13 protein-coding genes and 1 pseudogene are annotated in these 18,010 nt (G+C 69.7%); 10 read left to right on the forward strand and 4 right to left on the reverse strand.

What is annotated here, in order from left to right:
• The first annotated feature begins 246 nt into the window (after positions 1 to 246).
• The 5 genes from J7E94_RS07580 to J7E94_RS34280 all read left to right on the forward strand — a co-directional run bounded on the left by J7E94_RS07580 (position 247) and on the right by J7E94_RS34280 (position 10,035).
• A complete protein-coding gene (locus J7E94_RS07580; RefSeq protein ID WP_215013477.1) occupies positions 247 to 4,449 on the forward strand; it encodes a LamG-like jellyroll fold domain-containing protein in 4,203 nt (1,400 codons plus the stop codon).
• A gap of 104 nt (positions 4,450 to 4,553) precedes the next feature.
• Entirely contained in the window at positions 4,554 to 4,763 is a 210-nt protein-coding gene (locus J7E94_RS07585) for a hypothetical protein (protein ID WP_215013479.1), read from the forward strand.
• Between the two features lie 8 nt (positions 4,764 to 4,771).
• On the forward strand, positions 4,772 to 5,137 hold the full coding sequence (locus J7E94_RS07590; protein WP_215013481.1) for a hypothetical protein: 366 nt from the start codon (positions 4,772 to 4,774) through the stop codon (positions 5,135 to 5,137).
• A complete protein-coding gene (locus tag J7E94_RS07595) occupies positions 5,134 to 5,799 on the forward strand; it encodes a nucleotidyl transferase AbiEii/AbiGii toxin family protein (protein WP_215013483.1) in 666 nt (221 codons plus the stop codon). Before J7E94_RS07590 ends, J7E94_RS07595 begins: the two co-directional genes overlap by 4 nt.
• A gap of 459 nt (positions 5,800 to 6,258) precedes the next feature.
• A complete protein-coding gene (locus tag J7E94_RS34280) occupies positions 6,259 to 10,035 on the forward strand; it encodes a hypothetical protein (protein WP_251056283.1) in 3,777 nt (1,258 codons plus the stop codon).
• Positions 10,036 to 10,206: 171 nt separating this feature from the next.
• Here J7E94_RS34280 and J7E94_RS07605 read toward each other — a convergent pair whose 3' ends face one another.
• Positions 10,207 to 10,833 carry an ATP-binding protein gene (locus J7E94_RS07605; RefSeq protein WP_215013485.1) on the reverse strand — a complete coding sequence of 209 codons (627 nt, stop codon included), beginning with the start codon at positions 10,831 to 10,833 and terminating at the stop codon, positions 10,207 to 10,209.
• 372 nt (positions 10,834 to 11,205) lie between these two features.
• On the opposite strand from J7E94_RS07605, the gene J7E94_RS07610 reads away from it, so the two are divergent.
• The 5 genes and pseudogenes from J7E94_RS07610 (at position 11,206) to J7E94_RS07625 (ending at position 15,199) form a co-directional block, all read left to right on the forward strand.
• The gene (locus tag J7E94_RS07610; RefSeq protein ID WP_215013488.1) at positions 11,206 to 11,613 is read left to right on the forward strand and encodes a hypothetical protein; all 408 of its coding nucleotides are present in this window, start codon (positions 11,206 to 11,208) and stop codon (positions 11,611 to 11,613) included.
• 1 nt (position 11,614) lies between these two features.
• The gene (locus tag J7E94_RS07615) at positions 11,615 to 13,219 is read left to right on the forward strand and encodes a hypothetical protein (protein ID WP_215013490.1); all 1,605 of its coding nucleotides are present in this window, start codon (positions 11,615 to 11,617) and stop codon (positions 13,217 to 13,219) included.
• Positions 13,220 to 13,256: 37 nt separating this feature from the next.
• Positions 13,257 to 13,489, forward strand: a pseudogene (locus J7E94_RS35600) (hypothetical protein); the annotation flags it as partial.
• Positions 13,490 to 13,778: 289 nt separating this feature from the next.
• Positions 13,779 to 14,531 carry a hypothetical protein gene (locus tag J7E94_RS07620; protein WP_215013492.1) on the forward strand — a complete coding sequence of 251 codons (753 nt, stop codon included), beginning with the start codon at positions 13,779 to 13,781 and terminating at the stop codon, positions 14,529 to 14,531.
• The gene (locus tag J7E94_RS07625) at positions 14,528 to 15,199 is read left to right on the forward strand and encodes a hypothetical protein (protein WP_251056284.1); all 672 of its coding nucleotides are present in this window, start codon (positions 14,528 to 14,530) and stop codon (positions 15,197 to 15,199) included. Before J7E94_RS07620 ends, J7E94_RS07625 begins: the two co-directional genes overlap by 4 nt.
• Before the next feature lie 74 nt (positions 15,200 to 15,273).
• Here the strand turns inward: J7E94_RS07625 and J7E94_RS07630 are convergent, their stop codons facing one another.
• The 3 genes from J7E94_RS07630 to J7E94_RS07640 form a co-directional block, all read right to left on the reverse strand.
• On the reverse strand, positions 15,274 to 15,447 hold the full coding sequence (locus J7E94_RS07630; RefSeq protein ID WP_215013493.1) for a hypothetical protein: 174 nt from the start codon (positions 15,445 to 15,447) through the stop codon (positions 15,274 to 15,276).
• A 330-nt stretch (positions 15,448 to 15,777) separates the two neighbouring features.
• Positions 15,778 to 16,293: a hypothetical protein gene (locus J7E94_RS07635; RefSeq protein ID WP_215013494.1), complete on the reverse strand. Its 516-nt coding sequence runs from the start codon at positions 16,291 to 16,293 to the stop codon at positions 15,778 to 15,780.
• Positions 16,294 to 16,323: 30 nt separating this feature from the next.
• Positions 16,324 to 18,009, reverse strand: coding sequence for a type IV secretory system conjugative DNA transfer family protein (locus J7E94_RS07640; RefSeq protein WP_215013495.1), 1,686 nt, complete (start codon positions 18,007 to 18,009; stop codon positions 16,324 to 16,326).
• Position 18,010: the final 1 nt, after the last annotated feature.

Below are 18,010 nucleotides of genomic sequence, written 5' to 3' on the forward strand. Positions count from 1 at the left end.
CAATAGCCTCTTCGCGAATCAGCCCCAACCTTTTGGCGCATGTGTCCCAATAACACCCAGTCAAGGGCTGGCCGATTCGACTCAAGAAAACCGGAATGAAATATTCAACTGCGGGCAGTGTTGTAAATCTTTGCCGTTCTCGTTCGCACATTGGCTGGATGACGACATCCAGCAGGAGCGCCATGTGGGGGGATACCACGTATGCAAAACCGTATAATTTCGGGCATCAGACGGGCCACCGTCCTGATGACAGCCCTCGGTCTGCTTTCCGGAGCGCCAGGAACTGCACTCGCCGAGGCACGATCTGCCGCACCGTCCGCTGCCACTGCCGAACCACCCGCCGGTTCGATCCCATACGCGGTCCAGCAGGCAAAGTCCCAGGGCGAACCGGTCCCGGTCACCTCCCTGACCACGCCGACCGGTGACACCGTCGCCAACCCGAACGGCTCGCTGAGCACCACCACCCACCTCAAGCCCGTGCGGGTCCTGAAGTCCGGAAAGTGGACCGAGCTCGACCCCACCTTGCAGCTCAACCCGGACGGCACCTACTCACCACAGGCGACGCCCACGCAGGTGACCCTCTCCGGAGGGGGCACCGGGCCGCTCGCCACCCTGAAGCATCACGAGGGCCGCAGCCTCGAACTGTCCTTCCCCGTCGCCCTGCCCGCCCCCAAGATCACCGGCGACAGCGCCCTGTATCCGGACGTCTTCCCCGGTGTGGACCTTCAGGCCTCAGTCAACGATCAGGGCGCCTTCAGCGAAGTACTGATCGTCCGCACGGCACAGGCCGCAGCCAATCCGGCCCTGCACAGCCTGCGACTGGCGACGAAGGCCGAAGGCCTCACCCTGGGCAGTGACAGCGCGGGCAACCTCCAGGCGGCCGCACCGGACGGAACCCCGGCGTACACCAGCGCCACCCCGCTCATGTGGGACTCCAGCACGTCCGGCCAGAAGGCCACGCCTTCCTTCACGAACCTGTTGGTCAACCGCAGCACGGCTACCGAGGATGGTTCTGGCCCCACGGGTCCCCTCCCCACGGAACTCACCACTCCGTCGTCGACCGACAGCCCGGGCCCCGGCGCCCAGGTCAAGACGATCGGCATCTCGACGCAGCCCGATGCGGTGACCCTCACCCCGGACCAGGAGCTGCTCACCGGTGAGAAGACGACCTATCCCGTCTACATCGATCCCATGGTCAACCCGGTGACCTCCGGCACTGGACACTTCGTCGTGGCCCAGGAGGGCTGCTCGAACGCCACCACCTACGACAAGGCGCAGGACTACGGCCAGGGCGTCGGCTACCAGCAGTACTCCTCCAACTGCTTCGGGATGCAGGAGTCCTTCTACGAGATCAACACCAGCGCGCTCACGCCACAGATGGTGGTCCAGAAGTCCACCCTGTACCTGACCGCGACCTACGCCGCCGACCACGGGTGCTCCAACACATGGCCCGTCACCGTGAAGCAGACGAACCCCATCAGCAGCGGAACGAACTGGAACAACCGCCCCGGGGTCGTCTCAACGGTGGGAACCCAGCAGATCTCCAGTGCCTACTTCGACTGCGGCTACAAGTACGCGGCCTTCGACATCACCGATCGCATCCGGCAAGTAGCCTCGCATGACGCGGACACCTGGACATTCGGGCTCTACGGCGACGGCAACAAGGTCAGGTCGAACCTCGGCTTCATGCGGTTCGCCAGCAACCCCTACATCACAACGGTCTTCGACATCCCGCCGACCGCCCCGGACTCGGTGAGCACGACACCCGACTCCGCGAACCCGGGCGGCGCCGCCTGCAACGGCGGGACCCCGGGCTGGATCGGCCGCACCTCCACGACCGGCGGAATGAGCAACATCTCGCTCAACGCCCGCCTGACGACTCCGATGGAGGGCGCCAACCTCCAGGCCATCTACACGGTCTGGGACAACATGAAGAACAATGGCAGCGGTGGTGCCGCCACCGTGTCCCAGCCCCGAAGCCCCTTCGTCGCCTCCGGGACGACGGCACGGACCAACATCGGCATCACCGTCGCCGACGGCCACCAGTACGGCTGGGGGGTCAAGGCCTACGACGGGACACTCGAGGGACCCTGGACCTCGGACTGCAACTTCAAGGTGGACCTGACGCCCCCGACGGCTGCGGCCTTCGGCGACTCGAAGGCCTACCCCCCGCTCGGCAGCGGTCGCACCCCCACCGCGCACGCAGGCGACACCGGGATCACCATCCCCGTCTCCAGCAAGGACATCCTCCCCACCGGCTGTGACCTGATGGCCTGCCTCAAGAGCGAGATCCGCCGCTTCGAGTACGCCCTCGACGCGCCCATCCCGGTGAGCGGGGCCCAGTCCGTCGCCGTCACGGCCGACGCGAACGGTGCCGCCACCACCAACATCCCCATCAGCCTCACGGCCCAGCAGTGGGGCACCCACGCCCTCTACGTCAGGGCCGTGGACGGAGCCGGCAACTCACGCCCAGCCGCCTACAGCTTCTACGCCCCGTGGAATCCCGCCACCCCTGTGACAGCTGGGGACCTGACCGGCGACGGCATCCCCGATATCCTTCGGCCCGACCGCACCGGAAGCGGGAACCTGCTGCTCAGCCCCGGTAACACGGACGTCTCGGCTCCTGCGATCACCTCATCGACAGCCGCTCAGAGCCCGGACAAGACGGGCTGGGACAACTACCTCGTCACCCACCGCGGAAGCCTCAGCCAGTCAGGCGTGGACGACGTTTTCACCTACAACCGCACGACCCGCAAGATGTACGTCTACGGCAACGACGCCTCCTCCAACGGCACCCCGGGACGTTTCACCCTCACCGAGAACGTCACGCCCGTCGCCACCAAGCCCACGTGCAACCCGGCCGCCCAGTGCACCGGCTACGTCACCGACTGGTCCAAGGTCACTCAGATCCTGGCCCCGGGAAGCTTCGCCAACGCGAGCGGACTCGCCGACCTCGTCACGGTCGAGGACAACCGCCTCTGGTACTACCCCGGCAGCTCCATGGGCAACACCCGGCTCGGCCAGGGCATGCTGCTCGGCTCCGGCGACTGGTCACGCACCACGCTCATCGCCCCCGGGAAGGTCGGCGGCACACCGACCCTGTGGGCACGCGACGAGGTCACAGGCCGCGTGCACAGCTACACCCTGTCCTTCAACGCCGGCTACGTTCCCACCGCCGTGCTGACCCCGCCGTCGGCCCAGGCACCCGCCTCCGCTCTCACGACGATCGACCCCAAGCTGTACCCCCAGGTCGGCTCGTACGGGGACCTCAACGGGGACGGACGCGCCGACATCTGGGCGATCGACACCAACCAGCAGCTCGTGGCCTTCACCGGAACGAGCACCGGCTTCTCCACCACGCCGGTCTCCCTGGGCAACCTCAACAAGCCGTCCGCCCAGTGGAAGCTGACCGGCCAGAACGGCACGGCGACACCCAGCGCCGTGGGCGACTACCCCGCGACCGCATCCGGGATCACCTGGCCGACCGCCTCCATCCAAGGCCGTGATACGGCATACGCCGCCTTCACGAGTCCGCAATCCACCATCACCACGACCGGCCCGGTCATAGACACCCGCAAGAGTTTCACCATCAGCACCTGGGCCAAGCCCGGTACGAAGACGAGCATCATCGCCAGCCAGGACGGCAACCGGAGCAGCTCGTTCTTCCTCTACGCCGACACCAACACCGGCAAGTGGCACTTCGCCCTGGCGTACGCCGATGTCGACGGGTGGCCCTTCGACTACACCGCCGCCACCAACGACGCGGCGCGGTTCACCCCCAACACGTGGACCCGGCTGACCGCCTCTTACAACGCGGACAGCGGGCTGATGAGCCTGTACGTCAACGGTGTCCTCGCGGGCAGCGCCCATCACCAGGCTTCCAGCAGCCCCGCCCCGAGTGGCCCGTTCGTCCTCGGGCGATCCAAAAACAACGGCGGGCCCTGGGACAGCCTCGAGGGCGGTGGTATCAGCAACCTGGCCGTCTACCCCTATGCCGCGTCCCTGACCACTCCCGGAGCCCTGAGCGAGATCTCGATGCCCGCGGCTCCGGGTACGTGCATGGACAACGATTACGCCAGCACTCAGGACGGCAACAAGATCCAGATCGCAGGCTGCAACGGCACCCCCGCCCAGAGTTTCGAGGTCCGCGGTGATGGCTCCCTGCGCATCCAGGGCAAGTGTGTGAACGCAGCCAACGACAGCACGGCCAACCTGACCCTGCTCCAGCTGATGACCTGCCGTGACGGAAGCCCCTCGCCCGCTCAGAAGTTCATCCCCTTCGCCGACGGCGTGCTCTACAACCCGGCCTCCGGCCGCTGCGTCGACCTCGGCAACCTCAACACCACCCCGGCCACCCAGCTCTGGCTCTACGACTGCAACCCCTCGGGCGCACAGCGCTGGTCCATCCCGGCCCTGGCAACGACGCCCCTGCCCAACCCGACTCCGTAGGCAGCACCACCACGTCACCGGCCGCTCTTCCGCACGGAAGGGCGGCCGGCGCCGTAACAGTGGCAGGCCGCATCCGCGCTGACCAGGGTTTGGCAGGGGCGGGCGTGGGAGTGCTGGCCGCCTCCCTCGACGAAGCCCGGGTTCCGGTGTGGCAGCTCCAGCCCGCCGACGGATCGGGCCGGACGGTCTTCCACGCGCCCACCCCGACCCTGTGGGACTCCACCACACTGGTCCGGGCTCCGGCCATGGTGGATGCTGCCGCCGGGGCGGTGTGGCGTGCCTGGGGTACCGGGGACGGGCGGTACGCGGGATAATCGGGTCCATGGTCATGCTCTTCTCCAGCAGTGCGGTGCCGTCGGCGGCCGAGGTGCTTCACGCCCGCTACGCGCATCGGCTGCCCGCCTCGCTGGATGAGCTGGCAGGACCGGAGCACGGTGTGGTCGAGCTGCCGCTGCACGTGGCCTGGTCCGGATTGCGTGCCTACGACCTGGACCGCCCCCGCCTTCGCATGGGCCTGTACCGCACCGTTCTGGCCGAGGGGCAGCACGAGGACCTCGTGACCCTGCTGAGCCGCGACCTTCTCCTGGCGCAGTGGCCCGTCCTGCGCACGCTGGTCAGCCGGCACGTGCGGCAGGTCTGGGAGGAAGCCTTTCCCGAGCTCCCGACCTCGGGATCCGCAGCCGCGTGAAGCTGAGCGACCTGCACCGGAGGCTGCTGGCCGCCGTCATCGACATCGGCACTCCGTACCCTCTCGTGATCACCGGCGGGTACGCCGTCCAGGCCCACGGCCTCGTGGAGCGCCTGAGCCAGGACCTCGACGTCGCCACCGAGAACCCTGCTCCGATGGCAGAGATCGTCGCCAGCCTCGAGGAGGGTCTGGCCGCGCGGGGGTGGCGGGTGCGCGTGATCGACGTGGACGCGCTGTCCGCCCGCCTCATGGCGGCCGATGCGGACACCGGCGAGGAGTGCGAGGTCGACGTCCTCAAGGAACACTTCTGGACACCGCCGGCCCAGACCGAGTACGGACCGGTCCTCGCCCTCGACTCCGTCATCGGCACCAAGGTCCGTGCCCTCGCCGACCGCGGCGCCGTACGCGACCTCATCGACGTGCACGCCGCCTCCCGCCACCGCACCCGAAACGAGTTGGAGCGCCTCGGCGAGCGGCACGGCCGCGACGAGTTCCGCCTCCACGATCTCCGCGACCGCCTCGTCGGCGCGGACTGGGCCGACGACGCCGAGTTCGCCGCCTACGGTCTCACCGAGGACGAGACGGCCGAGCTGCGCGCCTGGGCCCAGCACTGGGTGAGCGACCTGGACCAGCGCCTGCACGACCATGGCGACGAGGCCTAAGAGCCCAGGTCAGCGGGGAGCGGCCGCCCCACAGGGCTGGGCCCCGGCGCCGTGCAGCGCCGCTCCGCCGCCCGCCGCGCCCCGGTCCCCCCGTCCGGCGACCTGACCAGAGCAGGACGGCCGGCTGCACCCACGGGCGTATCCACGCACGTATCGGCGTAGTCCGGCCGCCAACGGCTGAACCCACCACCGGCCCCCTTGACACGGAGCGCGGCAGGCTAAGATCCGCCTGCCCGAAGCTCCGTGAAGATCACAGGGGCCGGGTCTGCTTGAACTGGGGGGTTCATGAGTTTGCTGCCTATGGGCAGAAGAGGGCGCAAGAGACGCGGGCGGAGAAGCGGAATCGCTTCCAAGGCCTTGCTGCTGGCTCTCCTGGCCTCGCTCACGGGCCAGTCCGGTACCGCGCTCGCGGCGCCGCCCGAGCCGACTGCCGCCGTTTCGTCCCAGCAGGGGTCCGGCGTGAGTACACCGCCGGCCGCGAAGGCGGGCCCGCAGTCGCCGCCCGCGCCGGATCCGAAGGCCGAACGCGAGGCCGAGGTGCGTGCGCTGCAACAGAGCGACGTACTGGAGGTCTGCCCAACCGCCATCGCACCGCACACGGTCGTCAGCTGCGGGGTCGAGCAGGGAAAGAGCGTTTCCATGACGCTGACCCTGCCGCTGCAGAAGGACCTGGTCCTGCTGAAGACCGTCGCGACTGAGAACGGCATGACCACCAAGCTGATCGCGCCCGACGGCACTGTGGTGAACTGCCGGTACAACACCAACGAGTGCCCCACCACAGGGGCCGGGACGTACACGCTGGTCACCCAGAACGGCGGCGAACGCCGCGGCGACATATCGGTGTCGTACGTCCCGCTGCTCTCCTCCAGCGCGTGCAAGACGGTGGGCGCCGCCGACAGCAAGCTCGGCGCCCCGACCCGGTTCCACGGATTCGTGCCACTCCGTGCAGCGGGTGACTGCTACACGCTGGGCTTGGCAGCGAAGGACACGCTGCGCGTCTACGCGAGCACCATCCATCTGTACACGACGGTGTACGACGGCGTGGGGAACAGGATCTGCATCGAACAGGGCGGCAGCCACCTCGACTGCAAGCTCACGGGCGTAGCGCCGTTCCGGGTCGCGGTCGAAGCCGCCAACGGTGTGGAAGCCGACCATGACCTCACCTTTGCACGGCTCTCCGATCCAGAGGGCTGCGCGGTGGTCGAGCCGCTGACGTTCGGCACGTCGCCCGACCTGACCTCCACCGTGCCCTGTCGTGTCCTGCGGGCCACGCAGTCCACCCGGTATACCTTCGGCCCCCTCGTTTCCAGTGGCTACGCACCTCTGGGGCAGCTGCTCTCGTCCGATGGCAGCCTGATGAACGACTGCGGACTGGGGTCCTGCGACCTGGCGGCCGGCAGCTACACCTGGGCGAAGTACACCCAGGTCCTGGATGCCACCCCGTTCGGCATGGCGTTCCACTCGGCCAAGGAAACCCGGGGCTGCGCCGCCACCCACGACAACGGCATGGCGGCCGGTGCGGTTTCGGGCACCTTCGCAGGGCCCGGGCAGAAGCTCTGCCTGACCCTGCCGACCGCTACCGGCCAGGGCGTGTATCTGCTCAACCGCATCACCGGCAGCGGTCTCGACGCCGTGGTCTACGATGCCGCCGGCGCCGAGCAGTGCGCCATGACCGGCCGTTACGGCGACACGAGCGCCCTCTGCAAGCTGAGCGGCGCCGCCCCGTTCCGCGCGGTGCTCAGCGGTGATCCCACCTCGCCCTACGGATTGATCATTCATCGGACTGGTGAGCACGCGGGCTGCACCGCATGGCCACGCACCGGATTCGACGGCTCCTGGGGTCTCCAGATCGATGCGGCACAGCAGACGTGCCTGAGCATTCCCGCCGACCAGCACTCCGCCGCCGAGATGATCGACTTGGCCGACCGCGACAACAGGCGGCCCGGCGTGATCCAGCTGGTCGACCCCACGGGCACCGAGGCATGTAAAGACGGCGCCCCCATCAGCTGCCAACTCGCCCCCGGAGTCCCGTACACCGCAATGCTGCACGGCAGTGGAATGTACGGACTCAAACTGGCCCGGCGGGACATCTCGTCGGCTGCCACATGCACGGCCACCTCCTCGACGAAGGTCGGCGGCCCATCGACCCCGTTCGAACTCGGCTCGAGCCTGGACGCCCGCTGCCTGCGGATCCGCGGCGCCGCCACCGACAGGTACTGGCTGAACGACCGAATACCCGAGGCATACTCGAGCGACACTCCCTCCACGTGGCTGACGCTCGTCGACGCCAACGGCAAGGTCCTCTGCCAGCAGCTGCGCAGCGTCCCATGCAAGGTGACGGGCTCGACCTCGTACACGGCGGTCCTGTCCCCCTACCGCTACGCAGGCCAGCCCATCCGCAGCACCATGGACATCTGGAGGGTGGGCACGGCCGCCGGCTGGGCGCCCGAGTGCACTGCCAACCCGATCTCGGTCGACGGCTTCCCGCTGCGCAACGGAGTCCTCTCCGAGACCTCGACCGCCTACTGCGCCGTGGTCGACATGAAGCCCGACGAGTCCTTCTACGTCACCGGCATCCGAAACGCCCCCGGCCGCGAGGTTCCCGCACTGAGCCTGCACAGCAGCCGCGAGTGGGACAGCGTGAAGCCCACGTATCACTGCAACCAGCGGTGGGACTCATTCAGCGCCGAATGCGAAGCGGCCCGCGAGGCCGAGGCCGCCCAGGCAGTCCTGATACTGAGCGCGGCCAAGACCCCCACTCCGGCCGTCTACAGCATGCGGGCGGTATGCGGCGGGTGCTGGGCTCCGGCCATCGAAGCGCCGACCTCGATCACCCCCGCCACCAGCCCGGCGAAGACGCAGACCCAGGCCGTCATCCGCGGCACCTCGCTCACCATGACGACCAGGATGAAGCTGGTCCGCGCCGGGAGCGACAAGCAGTCGGTCCTGACCCCGGTCTCCGTCAGCGATGACCGCACCGCGCTGACCGTCCGGGTGGACACCAACGGCCTGGAGCCGGGCCAGTACGACGTGGTCCTCGAAGGCGTCGGGTACACCAGCGGAGTGCCCTCTCAGGGCTATCTCCCCAAGGCGTACACGGTCACCCCCGAGGACACCACGGGCAAGGGCCGATTCGTACCGATCACGCCTTCCCGGTTCCTGGACACGCGTGACGGCGTCGGGGCCTCGAAGGCACGTGTCGGTCCGGGTGGGGTGGTCACGCTCCAAGTCGCGGGCGTGAGGGGGATCCCGGCCACCGGGGTCACGGCGGTCGTCATGAACGTCACCGCCGTCAACCCGACCGAAGCCAGCCACGTCATGGTCTATCCGAACGGGCAGCCCAGGCCGTCCGTGTCGAACCTCAACTTCGCCGCCGGGCAGACCGTGCCCAACCTGGTCACCGTCGCGGTCGTCAACGGCAAGGTCGACCTGCGCAACAACGCGGGCTCAGTCGACCTCATCGCCGACGTCACCGGCTACTACACCGACCAGGGCCCCGGCTCCGCGCTGACGCCCATCACCCCCTCCCGGTTCCTGGACACGCGTGACGGCGTCGGGGCCGCCAAGGCACGCGTCGGGCCCGGCGGAGTGGTCACACTCCAGGTCTCGGGGGTCAAGGGGATCCCGGCCACCGGGGTCACGGCGGTCGTCATGAACGTCACGGCCGTGAACCCGACCCAGGCCGGTCACGTGACCGTCTACCCCAACGGGCAGGCGGCCCCCAACGTGTCGAACCTCAACTTCACCGCCGGGCAGATCGTCCCGAACCTGGTCACCGTCCCGGTGGTGAACGGCAAGGTCGACCTGCGCAACAACGCCGGGTCCGTCGACCTCATCGCCGACGTCACCGCCTACTACTCGGCCACCGGGTCCACCTTCTCCGCAAGCTCGCCCGTACGCCTCCTCGACACCCGCACCAGCATCGGCGGGCACCCGGGGGCCGTGGGCAGCGGCGAAACGCTCAACCTCAAGGTGGCCGGCGCCGAGGGCGTTCCGGCGAGCGGCGTGACTGCCGTCGTCCTCAACGTCACCGTCACCGCCCCCACCCTCGGCAGCCACCTTGTCGTCTACCCCCACGGAGTCACACGGCCCAACGTGTCGAACCTCAACTACCTGAGTGGGCAGACCGTCTCGAACCTGGTGATCGTCCCGGTCATCGACGGCCAGGTGAGCTTCTACGGCGCAGCCGGATCGCTCGACCTGATCGCCGACCTGAACGGCTACTTCATCGGCTGACCCCGCCCGCCGACCTGCCGCGCCGCCCGAGAGTCGGGCGGCGCGGCAGCGCCATTTCAGGGAGCGGGGTGGTCGCCGGTAACGGCAGGAAGGAGCAGGAGCTGCGGGAGGGTCACCGCGCCGTAGACCGGGGACCTGGGGGGCTTGAGCCCGGTCACCCCGCTGGTCCCGTCAGCCGTCGCGCCGGTCCTCGACCTGGATCTCCAGATCCGGCCAGCTCGCGGCCAAGCGCGTAAGGTCGCCGGCCGATGGCAGGTTCACCGGTCCCAGCGACTCGTCCGGCTTGAAGTGGACCAGCGTCCCGGTGGTGCCGTTGGCCTCGACCGGCTCGAAGTCCGACACCGGGATGCCGTGTTCGTAGCGCTGAGTCCAGGCACCGTTGACGCGGCGGTTGGTGTGGACGAGCCACTGGCTGAGCGCTGCCACCACCGACATACCGCGCCGCGGATGGCCGTCGGGCAGCACTTCCACCTGCGGGAAGTCGAAGAACCGGAGATCCTTCGTTGCCATAACCGGCTTCTTCACGCTCCGGCCGTGCTCGTCCACCCTGGTGTCGGTGCCCCGTCCGTCATCTCCGACGGACAGCGAGCCGTCGAGATGGAGCGCGACGACGCAGCGCCCTCCGCCCCTGCTCCACGCCTCGTCGGCGGCATACGCAACGACTTCCAGCACGAGGTGCCAGGGTCCATCCGGAGCGAACTGCGCCCGGCACCGCCGGATGCGCGCCAGATGATCTGTGTCAACGACACTGGACCAATCGTGCGTCGTGTTGACCCATGAAGCCCTCGAAACATTCATCGGGCAAGTATCCAGCCAGGTCAGGACAGCCCCAAGGGCGCCGTTCACGGAACCCGTGCCTGAACTACTTCATATCGGCTGGGGGCGCGTCGGCTGCGCGTTCGCGCCCCGCATACCGAGTTGTTTCAGCCCACCACGATCGGGGGGTTCTGCTGGCCGTCGACCGGCGTCAGCTCAACGGCCAGTCATCACCACCCCTCCACGCGGGCGCCTGGCGGGCTGGCGGCGCCCCGAGCCAGCCCGGCGGTCTCTCTCGTCTACGGGACCCGGCGGCGGGTTGTCCACAGGGCGGCCCTCGTCCACAGACTGTCCCGGCGGCCGCGTTCAGAGTGGGACGATCACCCTCATTCCGACGTGAAGGAGGGGATGTTGATGTCCGCCCTGATGGAACTCGACGCACGGCTCGACTCCGAGGACACCGCCGTGGTGCTGGCTGCGGCCTGGGACGTCTTCGGTGTGACCGCCGAGCTCTGCGACAGCATCACCTTCGAAGAGGGCAGTGACGAGCTGCAGGCGATGCTCGCCGCGCAGAAGTGCGCGGCCGGCCGGGATCTGCTTCCGCTGCCGCAGACGGGCACGCCGGTCACGGCGCCGCCGCCGGGACCCGGGGCCGCCGGCCTCGACCCGTATGTGCGGCTCCTGGAGCACACGAGGCAATCCCTGGACCGGCTCCTCACCACAGCAGACAGCGTCGGAGAAGGCGCGGCGCACGCGCTGAGCGAGGCCACCGCTCTGGCCTCCGGCGCGTCCGTGGCGCTGACCCGAGTCCGGGAGCGGTGACGTGACCACACTGGGAGAGCTCTTCGATGTCGCGGTCGGGCAGCTGCGGGCAGTGGCGGAGATCCCTCCGGCGTCCATCGGCCCGCAGGAGCGCGTCGCCCTGGTGGACGGGATCGACCAGGTCCTGGGGCAGGTCAAGAGGGGCCTCGGCCCGCGCGCCTACACGCCCGTCCCCACCACGGAGGAGCGGGCCCTGACCACCGGGGAACGCAATCTGGAGGGCGGCCTGGACCGGGCGAGCTCGTGGCTGGACACCGCCCAGGAGTACCTGCGGGCTCCGGCCGCGGGCAACGCCGGACCGGCCGATGAGCGGATCGCGACCGCCGTACGGGCTCTGGGCGCCGTACGGGACACGATCGGCAGCCACCTCGGCCCCGACCGCGAGCCGCTGACCCCGTACGCCTATCTCCTGCGCCACCAGGCCGCCTTCGACTACCTCACCCACCGGTACTCCGAGGTGGCCTGGGCCGGCGGCCAGGTCTTGCACCGCCTCGCCCAGGGCGCCGAGCACCCCGGCGCCGCCGAGGCCTTCGAGGCGGCCCGGACCTCCCTGAACCAGGCCTCCGTGCACGCCCGGGCCTCCGCACGAGACGCCGACCACTCCCTGGCCTCCTTTCCCCTGGCGCTGGCCGTCGAGCCCGTCCAGGCCGCCGCCACCGATCCCACCAGCGCTGTCACGGCCCGGCTGGAGCAGGACAGCGAGCGGCTGTCCCGCGCGGCCTACGGGGCCCTGCACGACCGGGCCGAGCAGCGGCTGGGCGGATCGGATCTCAAGCAGCTCTCCCACTGGATGGCGATGGCCCGCATCCTGTCCGGCCAGGTGCTGCGTCACGTCGCGGCGGACACCCCGGACGGGCCTCTGCGTGCCGGTCTCAACGAGGCCGCAAGCGCGCTGCGTACGTCGTCCCGGGCCTGGGCCGCCGCCGCGCAGGAGTGGCTGCAGGTCGTGGACATCGGCGACCCCCGTGAGCGCCCCAAGCTACCCCCGCCGGGCTACGAGCTCGTCCGCAAGGGCCAGGTCACACAGTTTCCGTCGACGGACCCCCACCCGGCCGTGGTCATCTCCCGTACCGCCTGCGTACGCGTCGGGCAGCTGATGTTCGGGCCCCGGTGGACGCCGGAACAGGCGCCGGGAACACCCCGTCCCGCCGGAGACATCCTCGCGGACGCGGGAGGCGCGGGCCCGCTCACCGCATCGCTCTACCGGTTGCCGGCGGCAGGGTGGCAGATGGCCGTCGCCGCCCCATGGACCGTCCGACGGGCCGGAGCGGGCCTGGTGACCAACACCGCCAAGCACCGGCCCGCGCAGCTCGACCCGGGCCGGCGCTTCTACCCGGTCCACCTCCGACAGGTGGAAGCCCTCACCACCGCCTACACGGCGGTGATGAGCGCGGAACAGAGCTCCGCGGGCAAACTCCTCGAAGCCGCACTCCACGCCGGAACGCCCGTTGCCCGTGCGGTGCTGGACGCCTCCGCGCACCAGGCGATCGCCCGGGAACAGAAGTGGGTCACCACCAAACCGGTACAGGCGCCGCCCCGCGACCTGCCCCGGGCACACGTCCCGACCGAACTGCTGACCGGGCGCCGCCCGGGGATGCGCCGGTGAGCCCGCCCCGTTCCCGGGCGAACTCACCGGCCGGACCGTCGCTCTGTGCGCCGCCTTCGTCGTGCTGGCCGGCTCGCTCGCCGCCTGGGCCACCGGAGGTGGACCGTGGCCTCGCGTCTCGTCCCGGTAGCCGTCCTCGCCGGCTGTGCGGCCTCCGCCGCCTCCGTCCTGGCCTTCACGGCCGGCGCGGGCGTGGAGCCCGCAGACGGAGACCGGAGACAAGCCCGCACTGCGCAGCATCGGGGGGCTGGCGTTTTTAGAGGGAGTTAGGCCCATTTGTGCTGGTCAAGTGGTTGTGGCTGCGGAGACGAGTCAGTAGTTGCCAGCGTATCCAGGTCAGTTGGCAGCAGAAACGCAGCACAACTGCGTGCGCATCAGGGGAGCCGAGAGGTCCACCGAGCCGACGGCGGGTACAGCGGCCAGCTCACTGATGAGGAGGACGCGTGCGGCCGGCGCATTGCGGTCGCGCTCCGGGACCGGCGTCAGGGGGCTGCACGAAGCGAAGGGCAAGCACGGCTACATGGCTCCGGCCGTGTAGATCCGATGAGGAGCAACCACCATGAGACTCACCATCGACGGCGACTGGACCGCGACCGTGACGGGCGAACCCCTGACCATCGCCCCGGGCTTCGTCTTCCGGGACTTCCGTGTGCGCATCGCGACGTACACGGACGTAAAGGAGCGCGAGCGGTTCCAGCTCGACACCTTCGGCAGTCAGGATTGGTTGTGGGACACGCCCGACGATTTCCGCTTCGATCCGGCGAGCCGGGAACTGGTCGGTGCCGAGTTCCATGTCCCCAGTGAGGTCGCGGATGCCGAGGACAGCGTCCGCGTGGCCGCCACACCCGCCGTCCGGCCGGGCGGCCTCCGTGCGGACGAGGCCCGGGACTTCCGCCTGGAGGTGACCACGGAGCTGTGCCGTGCTCCCGGGGACACCGTGCTGACCTGTCTGCGCGACCTCGACGTCCTCGACGGGCCGCTGGAGGCCCGCATCGGCATCGCACCCGACGTGGCGCTCCTCGTCCAGCACGGCACCGTCGTCGGCTGGAGCCTCACGGATCCCGTGCGCTATCTGACCAGTGGGTTCGCCGCCCCGGACCCGGCTCCTCCCTCCCCGGCCACCCGGCTCCTGTTCACCCAATGCCTGGATCTGATCACCACGTCGCTGCTCGACGAGATGAGGGACCGGAACCCAGTGGCCCTGACCAGACTCCGGGCGCTCGACCGCGCCCTGCGAAGCCAGCGCGAGGACCGCCACCGGGCCGACGCCCTGCTCGCGCTCGTCGCGGAACTGCTCGAGGACTACGGGTGACCGCGCAGCTGACGTTCGACGGCGAGTGGCGGGCAGCGGTGACGGACGATCCGCTGCCCATCGCTCCCCGCTTCACGGGCACTTCTGTGGATGTCGTGCAGTACGCGGACGTGAAGGAACGTGAGCGGTGGCTCCTGGGTACGTTCGGCAGCCAGGACTGGCTGTGGGACACCCCTGACGTCTTCCGGTTTGATCCGGCCGGCCGAAATCTGGTCGGGGCCGAGTTCCAGCTGCCGGGAGAGACCGCATCCGCCGAGGACGCCGCCCGTGTCCCCGTCACGCCCGCGGCACGCCCGGGCGGACTCCGCGCTGACGAGGCCCGGGACTTCCGGCACGAGATCACCACGGTCCTGTGCCGTGCTCCCGGGGACACCGTGCTCACGTGCCTGCGCGACCTCGAGGTCCTCGACGAGCCGCTGGAGGCCCGCATCGGCATCGCACCCGACGTGGCGCTCCTCGTCCAGCACGGCACCGTCGTCGGCTGGAGCCTCACCGACCCGGTCCGGTACCTGACGACCACGTTCGCCGACCCCGATCCCGGCCCGCCCTCCCCCGAGGCCCGTCGCCTGCTCACCGAATGCCTGGACCTGACCACCGAGCCGGTGCTCGAAGACGTGGAGGACGGCGATCCGGTCGCCCTGGCCCGGCTCCGGGCCGCCGACGAGTAGTCCCTGCGCGATCAGCGCGAGGACCGTCACCGCGCCGACGCCCTGCGCGAGTTGATCGCCAACATCGTGGATATCTACGGGAACTGGTGACGGCCGACGGGAAAGCAAGGCCGCGAGTGGTTGCCGGCTTGGACGGAGATCGCCTCGAAGACCCGGATCGAGGCCTTCCAGAAGCCCTGGAAGCGGAGGTCGTTCTGGAAGGTGTTCCAGTAGAGGCCGGGTCGGCCTTCTCCTTCATCACGTCCCAAACGTGTGGGTTGAAGACGGCCACGGCCTCGGTACGGCGGCACGGACCTCCGAGGCCCTGACGGGAAGGGCCAGCTCGTCCCAGGCGGCGAGGACTTCGTCGAAGTCCGCCCAGTTGACGTCTTCTGAGGTCGGGACGTCACCGGATGGCGTGGACCTGACCGCAGACGGGTCAGGTTCGGGCCGGCCCGGGGCCGGCCGGCCGGGGGCTGAACGATCAGCGCCGCCCCACAGGGGCATCGCCTTCACGCCGCTCCTGGGTGGCGGCCCCAGGGGGGCGGCCCGGTCTGCTGGTGTGGCCGTCTCGGGTGCCTCCCCAGGTCCGTACGTCGCTACAGCGGCGCGTTGAGCTCGGCTTCGCGGCGGTCGAGTTCGGCGGCTGCCGGGTGGGCGGCCTCGGCGGTCGTCGCGTCCGAGAGCGTCAGGTACAGCTCGAAGGCGTCCTCGCTGCCGGCCGGGCGGCGAACGATGAGCGGCGGGTCCTGGTGGGTGCCGGTCGCGCAGGCGGCGAGCTGCAGGCGGGGGACGAAGGCGTGCAGGGTGTTGATCCAGTCGGCTTCGGCGAGCTCACGGCCTGGGGCCTCCTCGCCGGCGTACGTGCGCATCCAGCCTGCGTAGAGGGCGGTGAGGTGTTCGACGACCGCGGAGTGCCGGTACCAGCAGTGCGTGAGCGTGTTGTGGAGTTCGAAGGTCTTGCGGAGCCAGTCGACCCATCCGCCGAGCTCGCGCATGCGCATCCGCCGCTCCGAGGGGTCCATGGCCGCCCACACCCAGCGCTGTGGCTCGGTCAGCCGGGGGGCGTTGGGTGGCATCGGCCAGAGGTCGGCGGGGTTCATCGGGTCGGGCACGTGCGCTCCTGGGGCGGTTCGTCGTCGGCTCTACTTCGTGGCGGGGCCCGCCGTGGGCTCGGCGAGGAGCTTCTTGAGGTCCTTGTCGCGGAAGGTGAGGCGCATCTTCACCTTGATCGGCGGCAGGTTGGTGTACTGCGCGATGGCGGTGAAGTCGGGCAGCTGCTGGAGGGAATGGACCGGGGCCAGGTCGGTCTCGGTGGCTTGCGTGTTGGTGGAGTGCTCGCCCCGGGAGCGGCCGTGACTGGTCTTCATGACCTCGGTCCGCCCGTACAGGCCGGAGAAGTAGCGCAGCGTCTCGAGGTCGCCGCAGCCCGGCAGGAGCATGCGCAGTCCGCTCGCCGACAGGACGGTGTTGGCCTTCTGCGTGCCGAGGGATTCGCGGAGCTGGGAGAGGTCGTGCCAGACCGTCAGGAGGGTGATGCCCATGCCGCGGCCGGTTGTGAGGATGTTGGGCAGGCGGGGGTAGCGCAGCATGTTGCCGGCCTCGTCGACGAGGATGCCGACGGCGGGGTCGATGGGCTTCCCGGTGCGGTTGTAGCGGGACTCCGCGGCGTGGATGGCTCCGGCGATCAGGGAGCTGATGAGCGGGGCGAAGCGGTCGGCGTCGGCCTCGGAGGCGATGACACAGATGGTGCCCCGCCTGTCGAGCCATTCCGCGAAGGTGAAGTCGGAGCGGGCGCAGGTCTCGCGGACTTCCTCGTCGGCGAAGACGCGGGCCAGGACGTTGAGGGTGAACTGGATGGAGCCGATGCCGTCCTCGTGCAGGCGCAGCCAGGGGGAGGCGTAGTCGTCGGCGACGTCGGTGAAACCGTGGGCGAGGAGAACGGCGCGGACGTGGTCGACGGCGTCCTTGCCCAGCGAGATCCAGCGGCGCATGTCGGAGATGCCACCGCCGGAGAGGTGGGCCGCGAGCAGGATGCCCTTGAGGACGCTCTTGGCCTGGTCGATCCAGGGCGCAGCCCGCTTTTCGTCGCCTGAGGGGGACGCTTCGGCCAGCCACGAGGCCATCCGGTCCGCGTCCTTCGCGTCGGCGCAGTACTCGACCGGCGACCAGTGGTCGCTGTCGCGGCCCGGGATACCGGCCGGGGCAATGACCCAGACGGGCCCGACCCCGCGGCGGCGGGCGTAGATGACGTCCAGGTCCGCGGCCTTGGTGGTGGTGACGACCAGGGGGCCCTGCCACTCGGCGGCGTTGGGCAGGACCAGCCCGGTCGTCTTCGACGAGCCGGGCACGCCGAAGACGGTCGCGGAGATATTGGGCTGGGCGGCCACCACCTTCCTGGTCCGCAGGCCCCGTCCGGCGGTGATGCGGTTGACCCGCTTCGTCGGGTCGTTCGCCGCGGACATCTTCTGCTCGGTCTTCGCGCCTCCCCACTGGGCTCCGCCCGAGCGGCCGCCGAAGGACACCGCGCCGGCGACCTTGACGATCACGGCGCCCAGGGCGAGTACGAGGAGCACGGTGAGTGCGTAGAACAGCCAGGGCGGCGGGGCCGGCTGGTAGACGGAGGCAGGGCCTTTCGCGAGGGCCGAGATGACGGTGACGGGCACGCTGCCGGTGCTGCGGGCCCAGCCGTTGCCGGACAGCAGCCCGGCGAGCGGCCCGGCCAGGAGGACGGAGCCGCCGATCGTGACGGCCAGGCCCGCGCCGTACGCGGCGAGCAGCGTGTTGTCGTCGAGTCCGGCGGCGGACGGGCCTGTACCTCGCTCGGGCACG

The organism is Streptomyces sp. ISL-94 (genome assembly GCF_018614075.1).
Classification (GTDB): Bacteria; Actinomycetota; Actinomycetes; order Streptomycetales; family Streptomycetaceae; genus Streptomyces.